Below are 14,786 nucleotides of genomic sequence, written 5' to 3' on the forward strand. Positions count from 1 at the left end.
CTCGCCGGGGGCGCGCCCGTGCTAGCCTGTGTTTCTAGGCCTGCGCGGCCCGGCGCGGGCTCTGGGGCGCTTGGTCCCGAGGGGGCCGTGTCGCCTTCTGGTGAACGAGGCGGCGTGCACGAATGAATGCATTAGCGGGGCCCGGCTGGACCGTCGCGCGGGAGATTGTCTCGTAGTTTTCGAATGAGCGCCGCCCAGCCGAGGGCTATTGCATGCTTTGTCGGGCTCGCGTACCAATGCCGCCTGCATCAGGGCCGCAAGCTCGCGCTCGGCCGGCGACGAAGTGGCAAGGGGAGTGGATTGATGTCGATCGCTCGGGATAACCAGGATTACGCAGCGGTCATCGAGGAGCTGGTCACCGCCAATCACATTCTCGCGTCCGAGGAGATCGTCGACTCCTTCGGCCACATCAGCTGCCGGGACCCGCACCAACCCGACCGTTTCCTACTGTCGCGCGCGCGTGCGCCTGCGCTCATTGGCCCCGAGGACATTATGGTCTTCGATGCGAGCGGCGAGCCGATCGACGCCCAAGGTCGGCGGCCCTACATTGAGCGGTTTATTCACGCCGCCATTTATGCGGCGCGGCCGGATGTCCACTCTGTGGTTCACGATCACAGCCGCTGCGTGATCCCGTTCACGGTGTCCTCGACGCCTCTTCGCCCCATTTCGAACAGCGGCGGCCCGTTTGGGGTCTGCGTCCCGGTGTGGGACATCGCCGACAAATTCGGCGACTGCACGAACCTGTTGGTGGTCAATCTCGAGATGGGTCAGGACCTGGCGGGCAAGCTCGGGCAGGGCTCAAGCTTGCTGCTGCGGGGGCATGGGGCCGTCGTCGCGGCCCCCTCCATCCGGAGGGCGACTTTTCTCGCCATCGGCCTGGATGCGCAGGCCAAGCTCCTGCGCGAGGCGCTGCAGCTGGGCGAGGTCACCTATCTGTCGCCCGGCGAAATCGAGACGACCGGCAGAGTTGACTCCAATGTCGGCGCCGACGCGCTCGGTCGCGCCTGGGAGCATTGGTGCAAGAAGACATCGAGACCCTTCACGAGCCCTGGATTCTGAGCCGCTGGGGCGTGGTCCCGTTACGAAATGGCGTCACAACTGGGCGCCGTGCGAAAGCACCAGGCTCTGATCTTATCGGGAAGCGGTTTCACCGCAATTAACACGGCCTCGCGCGCAGGATTGCGGGCAGCGTTCGCTAAAGGCGGAATTGGGTTCCTATGACAGAATACACCGAAGCGACAAAGTCCAGCGATATGCGCTCGACAGGTGCGGCCGAAAATTGGAGCTCGTTCCGCCGAAATTACTTTCTTGCGCTGCTTTGCGCTGTGGCGGTCTGCAATTTTATCGATAGACAGATCGTATCGATTCTGTTGGAGCCGATAAAGGCCGAATTCCACGCGTCAGACACGGAAATGGGCCTGCTGACCGGGCTCATATTTGCGAGCTTCTACATACTTGGTGCAATACCAGTCGCCCGACTGGCGGATCGCTACTCCCGCAAGTGGGTGATTGCGGTGTGCCTGTTACTGTGGAGCGTTCTCACGAGCCTCGGCGGCCTCGCGCAGAATTTCCGACATCTAGCCTTGAGCCGACTCGGCGTGGCCTTCGCCGAAGGAGGGGCGCTTCCGATCTCGCAGTCGATCATCACCGACCTGTACCCGCTTTCGAGCCGAGCACGAGCGTTTGCGATCCTTTTGTCTGCGCAAGCACTGGGTGTGGGGATCAGCGTCTTTCTCGGTGGGTGGCTGTCGGAGCATTTTGGTTGGCGATCGAGTTTCCTTGTCGTCGGAGTGCCCGGCGTGCTGCTCGCCGCCTTGATCATATTCACAGTCAAGGACCCGCCGCGCGGTCTGTCAGACCGCTCCAAGCCGGTGGGCGAAGCTCCGCCGATCGGAACCGCATTCAAGATGCTCTGGAACCTCCGTTCCTATCGCTATCTGGTTCTCACCACGGTCTTCGGCGGCATGGCGGGGGTGGGCTTTCTGAGCTGGGGCCCTGCGTTCCTCATGCGTGTCCACGAGATGTCGCCGGTTCGTGTCGGGGGATGGTTCGGTGTCACCGTATCGACTTCGCTGATCGCAGGGGCCTTGATCGGCGGCGTCCTGGGCGATCGCCTGGGCCGGCGCGGCATTGGAGGGTACGTGTGGGTCGCCACGGTCGGACCGTTGCTGTCCGTCGGCCCGGGGCTGTTGTTCGCCTTCAGCCCAGATTGGCGCATCGCAGTCGGCTCGCTGTTCCTTTGGTCGTTGCTCCTCACGAGCTATCAGCCCATCTGCGTTACGATCGCCCAAAGCATCGTGCCGATACGCATTCGAGCGACGGCGGCCATGGTTCTCACCCTTGGAACTGGGTTCGTCGGGACCGGCATGGCGCCCGTTCTCATTGGTGCGCTCAATGATTTGTTCGAACCCAGCTTTGGGGCGGACGCCATCCGGCTTTCTCTCGCCATCACCAGCCTGTTCGCGGCCGCTGGCGCACTGTGCGCGCTCTTGGCGATGAGGTCGCTCCAGGCAGATCACCGGGCGGTCCATGGTGTCGACTACCCGAGTGCGTGATGTCGCGAATCCAGGCGGGCCGCTGCTAGGCGCCAAGAATTCGGCGACCGATAGGAATATTGACGAGGTGCGAGATATGTCGTTGTTCGATCTGAGCGGCAAGGTCGCCGCGATCACTGGCGCCACCAAGGGTATTGGGCTGGGCCTTGCCCAAGAAATGGCGGCCCAGGGGGCCAAGGTGGTGATCTCCAGCCGCGACGGGGCCGCATGCGATGAGGTCGCCGCGGATCTGAACACGCGCTACGGCCGCGCAGAGATTATCGCGAAGGGCTTGGCGTGCGACCTGGACGACCTGCAGCAGGTGGAGGCTTTCGCAGCGGAAGCCCCCAAGCAGTTCGGCGCCCTCGACATCCTGGTCTGCAACGCAGCCATCCTGCCTTTCGTCGGACCCTCGGCGCAGACGCCGCCCGATCTGTTCGACCGCATCCTGACCCGCAATATTCATCACAATTTCCGGCTCTGCCAGGGCGTTCGGCCGGCGATCGCGGCGCGCGGCGGCGGCAGTATCGTTCTCATTGGCTCTGAAGCTGGGCTGACTGCGTCGCCGCTGGCGCTTGCGTATGGCGTGGCCAAGGCCGGCGTCGCCCACATGGCGCTTTGCCTCGCCGACGAGATGGCCGGCGAGAAGATCCGCGTCAACTGCGTAGCCCCCGGCCTGATCCGCAGCCACTCCTCTACGCAGGCTCTTGGCGCCGACAGGCTGGATGCGGCCGCTCAGCGCATGCCCTTGCACCGCGTCGGCGAGCCCCGAGACATCGCCGGCGCGGTGATCTACCTCGCTTCGCGGGCCGGCTCGCATGTCACCGGCCAAACAATCCTGGTCGACGGCGGCCGCAGCTCGCTCACGCAGCGTCGGCATGAATCCGGGCTCGATCAGATCGAGAGCGGCAAGACCTACAACTGAGGGCGGCGCTGAGGCGATGGCGCGGCCAGCCGCTTTGCGGAGCTGGCCCGTGATCCAAGTGCGCAGTCCATGATTGCGGCGTGAGGGGGCGGCGACCGGTCGGCATGAATGACGCTCGGCGGTCGCCCGGGCGGCTTAACGCCGTCGCTCGATCCTGTTCGCCGCAGTCAGTGATTGCCAGATCTAGATCGCTAGCTTAGTCATCTATGTCTCAAGGCGCGTCGCCAGGTGGAGGGCTGATGAACTTCGACCTTTCGGAAGAACAGGTCATGCTGGCGGACCAGGCGCGCGGCCTGCTGAAGGCGCGCGCCACGCCGGACCGGCTGCGGGCGCTGATCTCGGAGGGTGCGGACTGGGACGAGCCGCTGTGGCGCGAAATCGCGACCATGGGGTTCCTGGGCGCAGCCCTGCCGGTGGAGCACGGCGGGCTCGGCCTGAGCCAGCTGGACCTCGGCGTCATCAGCGAGGAGCTGGGACGCGCGAATGCGGCGCTGCCGTTCTTTTCCTCGATCGTCCTGGCCGCCGACGCCATAGCCCTCGGCGGCAGCGAGGCACAGAAGGCGAGGTGGCTTCCGCGCCTGGCCGCCGGGGAGCTGGTGGCCGCCTTCGCCTATGCCGAGGGGCTGGGCGATTGGCGCGGGCGCGAGCTTCGCACGGTTTTCGAGAACGGCGCGCTGCGCGGCGTGAAGACGCCGGTCGCGGACGCCGGGGTCGCTGGGCTCGCCGTCGTGCTGGCGGAGGTGGGCGGGGAGGCCGGGCTCGTGCTGGTCGATCTCGATCAGCCCGGTGTTTCCCGCACGCGCCTCGACAGCTTCGATCAGCTGCGGCCGCATTATTCGCTGGAGTTCCTGAACGCCCGGGCCGAGGCGTTGCCGACGGGGCGGCCGGAGACGCTCGAACGGCTGTTCGACCGCGCCGCCGTACAGGTCGCATTCGAGGCGGTCGGCGGCGCCGACGCCTGCCTGACGATGGCGCGCGACTATGCGATGGACCGGCAGATCTTCGGGCGCTCGCTCGCGAGCTTCCAGGCGATCAAGCACAAGCTGGCCGACCTTGCCGTGGCCATCGAGCTCGCCCGCTCGAACGCCTATTTCGGCGCCTGGGCCGCCGACAATGCGCTCGAGGAGACGCCTGCGGCTGCAGCCGCAGCCCGTCTCACAGGCGCCGCGGCGTTCGAGATGGGCGCGCGCGAGAACCTCCAAATCCACGGCGGCATCGGCTACACCTGGGAAGCCAACTGCCACTTCTACTATCGGCGTGAGCGGACGCTCGCCGTCTCGCTCGGCTCCAGCGAGCATTGGGCCGACCGGCTGATCGCGAGCGAAATCCAGAGCCCGGCGGAGGCGGTGTAAGATCATGGACTTCGGCGACACCCCCGAAGAGGCCGCGCTGCGGGCGAATGCGCGCGAATGGTTGAAGGCGCATGCGCCGGCGCACGAGATTCCCGCGGGGCTCGATCTGAGCGAGCTGGAGCTTGTCGAACGCGGGCGCGCTTGGCAGCGGGCGCTCTACGATGGCGGCTATGCCGGGATCCACCTGCCCAAGACGCTCGGCGGCCGCGGCGGCACGACGATCGAGGCGGTCGTCTTCGGCGAGGAGGAGGCCAAGTTCCAGCTGCCGAAGGGAGCCTTCATCTCCATCGGCCTGGGCATGGCGGTACCGGTCATCGGCAAGCATGGCGACGATGCGCAGCGGGCGCGCTTCGTCGAGGCGACGCTGAAGGGCGAGATGACCTGGTGCCAGCTCTTCTCCGAGCCGTCCGCCGGATCCGACCTGGCCAACCTGCGCACCAAGGCGGTGCGCGACGGCGAGGCGTGGGTCGTCAACGGTCAGAAAGTCTGGTCGAGCTGGGCGCACGCGGTTGATTGGGGGCTGCTGGTGGTGCGGACCGATCCCACGGCGCCGAAGCACAAGGGCCTGAGCTTCTTCGTCGTCGACATGAAGAGCCCGGGAATCGAGGTGCGGCCGATCCGGCAGATCTCGGGCGCTTCGGACTTCAACGAGACCTTCCTTACCGACGTGCGCATTCCAGACGCCAACCGCATCGGTGCGCTCGGCGAGGGATGGGCCTGCTGCATGACGGTGCTGACGGGCGAGCGCCTGGGGAGCGGCTCGCCCAAGAGTGCGATGCGGCCGATCATCGACTACGCCGCCTCCGTGCCCTGCGGGGAGGGCGTAGCGCTGGACAGCCCCGCCGTCCGCCTGGCGCTCGGCTCCGCGCTGGCGCAGGAGCGCGGCGGCCGGTTCCTGGAGGCCCGGCTGCGCACGATGCTCTCGCGGGGTGAGGACCCCGGGGCGCTCGCGGGCATGGTCAAGTACGCTTACGCCGGTCGCCAGCAGAAGGCGCTCGGACTGGCGATGGAGATCGGCGGGGCGGGCGCGCTCGCAGCCCCGGTCGGAGACGCCGCCGCGGCGAAGCTCCATTACGATTACATCTGGTCTGCGGTGATGCGGATCGGCGGCGGCGCTGACGAAGTGCTGAAGAACCAGATCGCCGAGCGGGTCCTCGGCATGCCGGGCGAGATGCGCACCGACAAGAACGTGCCCTTCGACCAGCTCTAGGCCGCGGACGAACTGGACGGAATTGAGGATTACGGGCGGCTTCGGCGCGCCGGTTAAAGGACGACGGATATGGCGACGGAAACGACCGACAAGGTCAATGTGCTGCAAAGCGAGGAATGGAAGAAGGCGACCGAGTACGCGATCACCGACGAGGACATCGCGCGGCAGCAGAAGCTGCTGGGGTACGAGGAGGCCTCGCCGCTGCGCGAATACATCCAGACGGCGACGACCGACAATATCCGCAATTTCGCCCACGGCTGCGGCAACGACAATCCGCTGCACTGCGAACCCGACTACGCCGCCCGCACGCGGTGGGGCGGCGTCATTGCGCCGGGGATGATGGCCGGCATCATCAACGCCCCGATGCTGGGCGATCCGCCGTCGAGCGAGATCAAGGCGCTGCGCAAGTCGCTGTTCCGCGGCGTGCACGTCTTCGTCTCCGGCTCGACCTGGGACTGGTACCGTCCGGTCTACCCGGGCGACACGCTCTACAGCTTCAGCGGCGATGAGAGCGCCGAGGTCAAGGCTTCGGAGTTCTCCGGTCGATCGGTCATCGCCGTGCGCCGCACCGTGAAGGTCAACCAGCGCAGCGAAGTCGTCGCGGTCTATCGCGCACTGCGCGTGCTGACTGAACGGAAGACAGCGGCGAAAAAAGGCAAGTACAGTGCGATCGAGCCGGCCCGCTATTCGGACGAAGACATCGCCGAGATCGATGCGGTGTACGCGGCGGAACATGTGCAGGGCGCGGCGAAGCGCGACTTCGCCTCGGTCGGGGTCGGCGACAGCCTCGGCAAGATGGCGAAGGGGCCGCTGACCGTCACCGACGTGATCTGCTTCCACGCTGGCGGCTACGGCTTCGTGCCCTACGCCCCGACCGTGGGGCGCCTCGCGTATCGGAACCGGCAGCGGATCGCCCCCTTCTACGTGAAGAACGAGTATGGCGTCCCCGACGTCGCGCAACGCCTGCACTGGGATCCGCTCTGGGCGCAGGCGATCGGCAATCCGATGGCCTACGACTACGGGGTGATGCGAGAGAACTATCTCTACCACTACCTGACCGACTGGGCCGGCGACGACGCGCTCGTGCTCCACGTCCACGACGAGATCCGCAAGTTCAACTACATGGGCGATACCCAGTTCATCACCGGTGAAATCACCGGCAAGCGGCAGGAGAACGGCCGCAATCTGGTCGACGTAACTGTGCGCTTCACCAATCAGCGCGGTGACGAGACCGTGCGGGCGACCGCCGTGATCGCCCTGCCCTCGGGTTCGAGCCCAGTGATCTACCCGGACGCGCCGCAGGATCTCCAGGAGCGGGCGGCCGCGATGATGGCTCGCCACTGGCAGCTGGCCGCTCAGAAGGCGTAAGCGCCGTCGCGCGGGTGGGGGCGAACGCCGAACCCCCATCCCGCGCGCGCCGTCCAGCCGCAGCTCCCAGGGCGTAGCCGATCCGGGCGAGCGCGCCGGCGACTTTTCCAGAGCGCCTGGGCTCCTGCCTGCGGCGCGCCGTCGCCGCGTTCTCGCGGATTCGGAGCTAGTTGACCTAGCTTGACATGTCTCCTTGCTTTGAACAGCCCAGCCGCTAATGATGGGCCCCGACAACGACGAGTCCTCAAGCCCTTGCCCAATAATCCTGAAGACGGCGGCCGAAAGCATGGGGCCGCGCGGCCGGTCGGTTTCTCCATCCGCGCGCCGAAGACCGCCGAGATCGTGGCGAGCCACATCCGCAAGCGGATCATTCGCGGCGAGCTGAAGGAGGGCGACTTCCTGCCGCCCGAAGGCCAGATGATGGACTCCCTGCGGATCTCGCGGCCGACGCTGCGCGAGGCCTTGCGGGTCCTGGAGGCGGAAGGCCTGATCAGCGTGGTGCGCGGCTCGCGCACCGGGGCGCGGGTGCATCAGCCCAAGGTGCAGAGCGTCTCGCGCTACGCCGGCTTCGTCCTGCAGGCCCAGGACACCCCGGTGGGCGACGTCTACGAGGCGCGGCTGGCGATCGAGCCCTACGTCGCCCGCAAACTGGCCGAGCAGCGTTCGCCCGAGGCGGTCGCCAAGCTGCGTGAGGAGGTGGCGCGCCTGACCGAGCTGTTCGACAACGCTCAGTACATCGACTTCTCGATCGGCGTCGCCCGCTTCCACTCGCGGCTCGTCGAACTGGGCGGCAACCGGACGCTGTCCTTCGTCACCGAAGTGCTGCAGGGCGTGGTCGAGCGCTACCAGGTCGAATTCTTCAAGCGGCGGCAGATCGACGAAAAGGCCCTGCGCAAGCGCTCGATGGCCGGGGTGCGCTCGTTCAGCAGGCTTATCGAACTGATCGGGGCTGGCAATACGGACGCCGCCGAGGCGCACTGGCGGCTGCACCTGATGAACGCCAACGCGCACTGGGTTGGGCACGCCGACAAAGGCATGGTGATCGAGGCCGACGACTGAGCCCGCGGACGGCGGCCCCACAGCGAGCACAGGCCCCGCTTCCGAAGGTGCGCTACGCTCAACGTGACGCTCTGCGGGCGGATCTCACGAAGGGGCCTAGCGGGCGTTGGCCAGCAGGCCACGCAGCGCGGTCACCATGGCGGCGGGTTGTTCGATCATCACGTGATGATGGCAGGCGGGGATCTCGACCGGCTCGCCGCAGAGCGGCGCAATCCTCTTCGCCTCGGCGCGATGCGGCGGCGCCATCACTTCGCTGCGATCGCCGAATATGACGTCGACGGGGACGACAATCCCCCGGATTAGCGCACGATGATCCTCGTCCCCGCCGAGCGCGCTCGTGATCCGGTCGTCGAACTTCCAGGTCCAGCCGCCGTCGCGCTCGCAGACCGAATGCTCTGCGACGTAGGCCAGAACGTCGGGGTCAGGCCAGCCGCCACCTGGCCGCAGCTTGAAACGCGCGGCCGCAGCGGCCCGGTCGGGATATATTCGCGCGGGCCGGTGGACCGGGCTTTTGCGCCTGTGCGTGGGGAGCGGCACCGCGACATCTATGATCACCAGCCGCGCGATCCGCTCGGGCGCGGCGCGCGTCGCGATCAGGGAGACCATCCCGCCGTAGCTGTGGGCGACGAGGGTCACTGGCGCGGGGCCGAGCGACGCGGCCGCAGCCAGCACTTCTCGCGCGTGTTGCGCGCGGGAATAGGCTTCGCGGTGATCGCTGTCGCCCATGCCGCTCAGGTCGGGAGCGATGACGCGGAACCGGTCGGTGAACGCCGGAGCGATGTGGTCCCACCAGCGGGCGTGGGCCCGGAAGCCATGGACCAGCACGAGCCCGGGCAGGTGGTCCGCTGCGGCGTTCCAAACCCGCGAGCGGATCGTCGCGCCCTCGACCTGATCGCTTCTGAGGTCCGGCTTGTACGCCCATTGAGCGTCCAGCCAGCTGCGCCGGGCGCGGTAGAGCGTGTCGGCGCCGGCAGTGGAAGACGCAGGGTCGGCGATCGGTTTCATCTGGCGTTCCCCGAACGCAGCGCCGGGCACCCGCCCGGGTCGGTAGGGCCATTCGCCATGACGCCGGCTCAGTGGAGCTGTTTCTACGTTTCCAATCTGCGTCGCCGATGATTACATCGTCAACCAGGTTATAATTATTGCCGCCGCCGCGGTCCGGAGCGGAGGAGGGGCCTGGCCGCGCTGATCCAGCCAGCGTCGAGTGCTGTGAAGGCGAGCGCTGCGGCCGAGCTGGTCAGGCGGCGTCGCGGCGCAGCATTCTGGCTTGATCGTGGTTGGAAGACGTGGATATACACCTAGTTATACAACGACGGGTGATCGGGAGGACGGCATGGACCTTTGGTCGTACGCAGGCAAGCGCGTGGTGATCGCGGGCTGCTTCTCCGGCATCGGGGAAGCGGCCGCGCGCGAACTGGTCCGCCTAGGCGCCGAGGTCCACGGTGTGGATGTCCGCGAGAGCGCCGTGCCGATGGCGTCGTTCCGGATCGTCGATCTCAAGGAGCCCGCCGCGATCGACAAGGCCGTGGAGGAGATCGGCGGCCAGATCGACGGGCTGTTCAACTGCGCCGGTCTGCCGCAGACCTTCCCGGCGCTGGACGTCATGAAGGTCAATTTCCTGGGGATGCGCCACTGGACCGAGCAGTGGATCCCGCGGATCAACCGCGGGGGCGGCGTCGCCACCATCGCATCCAACGCCGCCTACCGCCTGCAGCAGCGCCTCGCCCAGACGCTGGAGCTGGTCGCAACGCCAGACTTCGCCTCGGGCCTCGCCTGGTGCGAGGAGCACATGGGCCTCGTCGCGGACGGCTACACCTTCTCGAAGGAGGCGATCGTCGTCTACACGCTCAAGCGCGCAGCGGAGCTCGCGCGCCAGGGCGTCCGGCTGAACGTGACGCTCCCCTCGCCGGTGGCTACGCCGATGATGCGGGACCATTTCGTCAAGGTCGCGCCCAAGGAGGTGTTCGACGCCTTCAGCGAGCCGGTCGGCCGCCTCTCGCAGCCCGAGGAGCAGGCCTATCCGCTGCTGTTCCTGAACAGCGACGCCGCCTGCTTCGTCAGCGGCCTCGCCATGCCGGTCGACTTCGGCTTCACCGGCGGCGTGAACACCGGCGTCCTCGACGTCCAGAAGCTGATCGCCGGCGCCAGGGCCGGATGAGCGGGGCCGCGGCCCTCGGTCGGTCCCAAAACCGAGCACCCTTCAATTTTTCATTTTGACGCCGGCCGCCCGATCCAGACGGTGGCGGGCGAAGCCGGATCGATAGGGAGTATCCCATGAAGATCGAAGACATGATCCTTGTGAGCGTCGACGATCATATCGTCGAACCGCCCGAGATGTTCGACCAGCACGTGCCCGTCGCGTTCAAGGACAAGGCGCCGAAGTACGTCGTGGAGGCCAACGGCGACGGCTACTGGTCATATGAGGATCGCCGCATCGCCAACATCGGCCTGAACGCGGTCGTGGGCCGCCCGCGCAGCGAGTACGGAATGGAGCCCACGGCCATCTCGCAGATGCGCGAGGGCGCCTGGAACGTGCACAAGCGCATCGACGACATGAACGTCAACGGCCTGCTGGCGTCGATCAACTTCGGGACCTTCGTCGGCTTCGATGGCGGCTTCTTCGCCCAGTCCAAGGACAAGACGCTCGCCCACGTCATGCTGCAGGCCTATAACGACTGGCACATCGACGAATGGTGCGCGGCCTACCCGGGCCGCTTCATCCCGATGGCCTGCATGCCGATCTGGGACATCAACCTGACCGTCGCGGAGGTGAAGCGGGTGGTCGGGAAGGGCTGTCACGCCATCTCATTTTCGGACAATCCGAGCCTGAGGGGTTTCCCCAGCATCCACAATTCCTACTGGGAGCCACTCTGGAAGGTCTGCGCGGAGAACCGCGTGGTTCTGAACTGCCACATCGGCACCGGCGCCGCGGCGGCCCACCCCTCGATGGAATCGCCGATCGACGCCTGGATCACGGGCATGCCGATCTCGATCGCCAACAGCGCCTCCGACTGGCTGCAGCTGCGCGCGCTGCAGACCTATCCGGACCTGAAGATCGCGCTGTCGGAAGGCGGCATCGGATGGATCCCGTACTTCCTCGAGCGCGCGGATTTCACCTTCGAGCACCATCACGAGTGGACGCACACGGATTTCGGCGGCCGCAAGCCCTCCGACATCTTCCGCGAACACTTCATCACCTGCTTTATCGACGACAAGTTCGGTCTCAAGAACCGTCACGACATCGGCGTCGATAACATCTGCTACGAATGCGACTACCCGCACTCCGACACATTGTGGCCGGAAGCGCCTGAATACCTGATGCGCAGTTTCGCAGGGATGCCTGACGGCGATATCGACAAAATCACGCACCTGAACGCGATGCGCGCCTACAGTTTCGATCCTTTCAAGCACATCCCGCGCGAGCAATGCACGGTGGGCGCCCTGCGCGCCCAGGCCGGCCACGTGGACACGACGCCGCGCTCCGGCGGCGGAAACCGTCCGATCGGGGAAGGCGAGACGCGCATCGTCACCTCCGCTGACGTCGTGAAGCTGTTTGCGGGGGCCGGGCGCAGCCGGCCCGCGCAGGAGTCGCAGGAGGCTTGAATGCGACATGCGGCGGCCGCGCGCGGCCGCCGCATGTTCGTGCCGGCCCGTCGGCGGCGTTCGCCTTGTGGCCATGCCTGGGCTCGGCCGGGAGCGGTTTGCATGCGCTATGCGGCCTGGCCGGAGCGGTTTCAGCCTTGGAAGGCGTTCGCAGGAGCGGCCGCGGGACGTCTTGGTGCGCGTCCCAGGCCTTCAGCTTGAGAATAGCGTTGCATCGTATCGCCAGGCCGGGTCGGGTCTCTGCCCTCAAGACGCGAACAGCCCCGCGAGCCAGTGCTTGAGGGTGCCGGCGCTGCGGGGCGGGCGCCGGTCGAAACACGCGCTCGAACTTGGCGCGCCTGCCGAGGTTTACGCAAACGTGACGCTGGTCAGGTCCTGAGATGTCTCCCACAGGCGAGCCGCCGCGGCGGCGTCCAGCGCCCCTTGGGGGGGCGTTTCCTCCGTCGGATAGCCACGCGTCCCGCCCATTCCGTCAGGCCCGTAGTAGGCGCCGTCCCTGGCCTTCGGGGCTGTCGCGGCAAATAGGGTCGGCAAGGCACCTTGCCACGCGGGCTGGAACATGAACCAGAGGACAGAGCGAGCGGCCGCGGCCGCGCTTGACCGGCCCGCTCCGTTGGGAAGCAGATCGGTGCGCGCGACGCCGGGATGCGCCGCCAGGCTCTCCACGCCCCATCCGCCCGCCTTGCTGCGCCGGCTCAGTTCGAAGGCAAACATGATGCAGGCGAGTTTCGACTGGCTGTAGACTGGCATCGGTTTGTAGTCGCGCTCGGCCTGCAGGTCGTCGAAGTTTATCGCTGCGTTACGCGCAGCAATGCTTCCGAGCGTTACGACCCTTGGGCTATCCCCCCGCTTCAGAAGCGGCAGCAGGTGCGCCGTGAGCGCAAAATGGCCAATATAGTTTGTGCCGAATTGCAGCTCAAATCCGTCGCTCGTCTCGTGACGCTTCGGCGGGGTCATGACGCCGGCGTTGTTGATCAGAAGGTCCAGATTGTCTTGTTCCTGGGAAAGCTGCGCGGCGAACCGGGCGATCGAATCGAGACTCGCAAGGTCCACCTTGCCGAACCGCACCTTCGCGTCAGGGACGGCATGCTTGATCGCCGCGACGGCGTGCGCACCCCTCTGAGGATTGCGTCCCGCGATCACGACGCTGGCGCCGGCCCGCGTCAAGGCCAGGGCGTCTTCGTAACCAAGCCCGCCGGCGCCGGTTACTACGACTGAACGGCCGTTCTGCGGCGGGATGTCTTTAGTTGTCCACTTCGTCATCAACGATCCTTGGGTTCCCGGCAATTCGGCGAGACATCGAGTGATGATTGTCACGACCCGCCCGCTTTTCACCTTCCTCATCAGGATGGCCCCGGCGTGTCGAACCTCCATGCCCGAACGCGCAAAAAACTTGCCCAATCCAACAGCGGCGCGTTGGGCCTGCGGAGCCAGCACGACGCGCGCTCGGCGGCGGACTGGCGCCTGGGCGAGGAGCTATTCCGGACCCCCAGGTTCTCGGCGAAGTAGCGGATGGTGCGCATCACGCCATAGGGCTCACGACCGCCGAAGTGCGGCGAGTCAGTGACGCGGCCGCAGCACCGTCAGCCAAGGGACCCCAAAGCCAAGCTTCAACGGGATGGTGCAAGTGAACGCGCGTTGAGTGTCCTGTGGGCAGGCGCGACGCAGCGAGAGGCAGCAGAAATCCGAAATAGCCGCCATCGGGTCTCGGACCAGGACGCCGGCGGCCTTTCCAAGCGGAACCGGCGAGAGCGGCCTGCAGGCCAGGCGCCCCTAAGGGCTGGGCAATTCGCGGCCGGTCAATTCCTGATAGGCTCGGTACAGACGCTGCTGGTTCATCGCGTCACGCTTGGGAGCAACTCCAAACGTGCGGGAGTATTCGCGGCTGAACTGCGAGGCGCTCTCATAGCCAACCTGATAGGCGGCGTCCGTCACGTTTGCAGCCTCTGCGACCATCAGGCGTCGCGCCTCGAGAAGGCGCAGTTGTTTTTGATACTGAAGAGGCGTCATGGAGGTCAGCGCCTTGAAGTGCTGATGGAACGACGACGGACTCATGCGCGCCGCTTCGGCCAATTGTTCCACGCGTAGTGTCTGGGCGAAGTTCTCGCGCAGCAGGTAGATGGCTTTGACAACGCGCTGGGTGTTCGATTCCGGCAGGGCCAGATTACAAAGTTCGCCGCCATGTGGACCGCTCAGAAGGCAGTAGCAGATCTCACGCATGACGGAGGGGTAGAGGATCGGGATCGCCTTTGGCCTGTCGGCCATCCGAATTAGGCGCAGGATGCAATCCGCCAGAGGCTCGTCGACCTTGCTCACGAACACGCAGGGCCCCGAAGCCGGCGCGGGCGGCGTGTCCAACTGCTCCAGCACGGCGCGCATCATTGCAACGTCGAGATCAATCGTGACGCCAACAAAGGGCGCGGCCTCGCTCGCCTCGACGATGCGCCCATTGGCCGGCAGTTCCACGCTGACCACGAGACATTCCATCGCGTTGTACTGGAGCATCTCGTCGCCGAATACGATCTCCTTCGCGCCCTGCAGCACCACGCACAGCGACGGCCGATAGATCTGCCGCCTGGGCATCATCGCTTGAAAAGAGCGGACAATGTTGACGTCGTCGATCGGCGTCGAAAACAGGCCAGGGCCGCCGCCCCGGGCCTCGATATAGGCAGTGACCGCCGCGACAAGCGATGACGACATGCGCCCCTCCGGTTGGCTGCGAGGCCAGCGCAACA

Annotated in this window: 12 protein-coding genes; 9 read left to right on the forward strand and 3 right to left on the reverse strand. The window is 66.2% G+C overall.

The genetic code is table 11. The features are described from left to right. Positions 1-303: 303 nt before the first annotated feature. The 7 genes from ACSQ14_RS25620 (at position 304) to ACSQ14_RS25650 (ending at position 8,448) form a co-directional block, all read left to right on the forward strand. Positions 304-1,059, forward strand: a complete 756-nt coding sequence (locus tag ACSQ14_RS25620) for a class II aldolase/adducin family protein (protein ID WP_436017926.1) — start codon at positions 304-306, stop codon at positions 1,057-1,059. Between the two features lie 158 nt (positions 1,060-1,217). Continuing rightward, on the forward strand, positions 1,218-2,555 hold the full coding sequence (locus ACSQ14_RS25625) for a spinster family MFS transporter (RefSeq protein ID WP_436017928.1): 1,338 nt from the start codon (positions 1,218-1,220) through the stop codon (positions 2,553-2,555). A 76-nt stretch (positions 2,556-2,631) separates the two neighbouring features. After that, positions 2,632-3,459: an SDR family NAD(P)-dependent oxidoreductase gene (locus ACSQ14_RS25630; protein ID WP_436017930.1), complete on the forward strand. Its 828-nt coding sequence runs from the start codon at positions 2,632-2,634 to the stop codon at positions 3,457-3,459. A 239-nt stretch (positions 3,460-3,698) separates the two neighbouring features. Further along, the gene (locus ACSQ14_RS25635; RefSeq protein ID WP_436017932.1) at positions 3,699-4,811 is read left to right on the forward strand and encodes an acyl-CoA dehydrogenase family protein; all 1,113 of its coding nucleotides are present in this window, start codon (positions 3,699-3,701) and stop codon (positions 4,809-4,811) included. Positions 4,812-4,815: 4 nt separating this feature from the next. Then, positions 4,816-6,021, forward strand: a complete 1,206-nt coding sequence (locus ACSQ14_RS25640; RefSeq protein ID WP_436017934.1) for an acyl-CoA dehydrogenase family protein — start codon at positions 4,816-4,818, stop codon at positions 6,019-6,021. A gap of 69 nt (positions 6,022-6,090) precedes the next feature. Further along, complete coding sequence (locus ACSQ14_RS25645) at positions 6,091-7,389, forward strand: FAS1-like dehydratase domain-containing protein (protein ID WP_436017936.1); 1,299 nt, start codon at positions 6,091-6,093, stop codon at positions 7,387-7,389. 252 nt (positions 7,390-7,641) lie between these two features. Next, on the forward strand, positions 7,642-8,448 hold the full coding sequence (locus tag ACSQ14_RS25650) for a FadR/GntR family transcriptional regulator (protein ID WP_436017938.1): 807 nt from the start codon (positions 7,642-7,644) through the stop codon (positions 8,446-8,448). Positions 8,449-8,544: 96 nt separating this feature from the next. Here the strand turns inward: ACSQ14_RS25650 and ACSQ14_RS25655 are convergent, their stop codons facing one another. Beyond that, positions 8,545-9,453 (reverse strand): alpha/beta fold hydrolase, encoded by a 909-nt coding sequence (locus ACSQ14_RS25655; RefSeq protein ID WP_436017940.1) that lies wholly within the window; start codon positions 9,451-9,453, stop codon positions 8,545-8,547. Between the two features lie 328 nt (positions 9,454-9,781). Here ACSQ14_RS25655 and ACSQ14_RS25660 point away from each other — a divergent pair, with 328 nt between their 5' ends. Beyond that, positions 9,782-10,606, forward strand: coding sequence for a coniferyl-alcohol dehydrogenase (locus ACSQ14_RS25660; protein ID WP_436017942.1), 825 nt, complete (start codon positions 9,782-9,784; stop codon positions 10,604-10,606). A gap of 116 nt (positions 10,607-10,722) precedes the next feature. Next, a complete protein-coding gene (locus ACSQ14_RS25665) occupies positions 10,723-12,051 on the forward strand; it encodes an amidohydrolase family protein (protein WP_436017944.1) in 1,329 nt (442 codons plus the stop codon). Positions 12,052-12,399: 348 nt separating this feature from the next. Here the strand turns inward: ACSQ14_RS25665 and ACSQ14_RS25670 are convergent, their stop codons facing one another. Together ACSQ14_RS25670 and ACSQ14_RS25675 are read right to left on the reverse strand one after the other, a co-directional pair. Beyond that, positions 12,400-13,488 (reverse strand): SDR family oxidoreductase, encoded by a 1,089-nt coding sequence (locus ACSQ14_RS25670; RefSeq protein WP_436017946.1) that lies wholly within the window; start codon positions 13,486-13,488, stop codon positions 12,400-12,402. A gap of 336 nt (positions 13,489-13,824) precedes the next feature. Then, positions 13,825-14,751 (reverse strand): AraC family transcriptional regulator, encoded by a 927-nt coding sequence (locus ACSQ14_RS25675; RefSeq protein WP_436017948.1) that lies wholly within the window; start codon positions 14,749-14,751, stop codon positions 13,825-13,827. Positions 14,752-14,786: the final 35 nt, after the last annotated feature.

The organism is Phenylobacterium sp. LjRoot219 (genome assembly GCF_964252995.1).
Taxonomy (GTDB): Bacteria; Pseudomonadota; Alphaproteobacteria; order Caulobacterales; family Caulobacteraceae; genus Phenylobacterium.

Bases quoted from the DNA above. Each gene is read 5' to 3' on its own strand.
- ACSQ14_RS25635 (WP_436017932.1), top strand. From the start codon at position 3,699: ATGAACTTCGACCTTTCGGAAGAACAGGTCATGCTGGCGGACCAGGCG.
- ACSQ14_RS25625 (WP_436017928.1), top strand. From the start codon at position 1,218: ATGACAGAATACACCGAAGCGACAAAGTCCAGCGATATGCGCTCGACA.
- ACSQ14_RS25665 (WP_436017944.1), top strand. From the start codon at position 10,723: ATGAAGATCGAAGACATGATCCTTGTGAGCGTCGACGATCATATCGTC.
- ACSQ14_RS25655 (WP_436017940.1), bottom strand. From the start codon at position 9,453: ATGAAACCGATCGCCGACCCTGCGTCTTCCACTGCCGGCGCCGACACG.
- ACSQ14_RS25620 (WP_436017926.1), top strand. From the start codon at position 304: ATGTCGATCGCTCGGGATAACCAGGATTACGCAGCGGTCATCGAGGAG.
- ACSQ14_RS25630 (WP_436017930.1), top strand. From the start codon at position 2,632: ATGTCGTTGTTCGATCTGAGCGGCAAGGTCGCCGCGATCACTGGCGCC.
- ACSQ14_RS25675 (WP_436017948.1), bottom strand. From the start codon at position 14,751: ATGTCGTCATCGCTTGTCGCGGCGGTCACTGCCTATATCGAGGCCCGG.
- ACSQ14_RS25660 (WP_436017942.1), top strand. From the start codon at position 9,782: ATGGACCTTTGGTCGTACGCAGGCAAGCGCGTGGTGATCGCGGGCTGC.
- ACSQ14_RS25645 (WP_436017936.1), top strand. From the start codon at position 6,091: ATGGCGACGGAAACGACCGACAAGGTCAATGTGCTGCAAAGCGAGGAA.
- ACSQ14_RS25640 (WP_436017934.1), top strand. From the start codon at position 4,816: ATGGACTTCGGCGACACCCCCGAAGAGGCCGCGCTGCGGGCGAATGCG.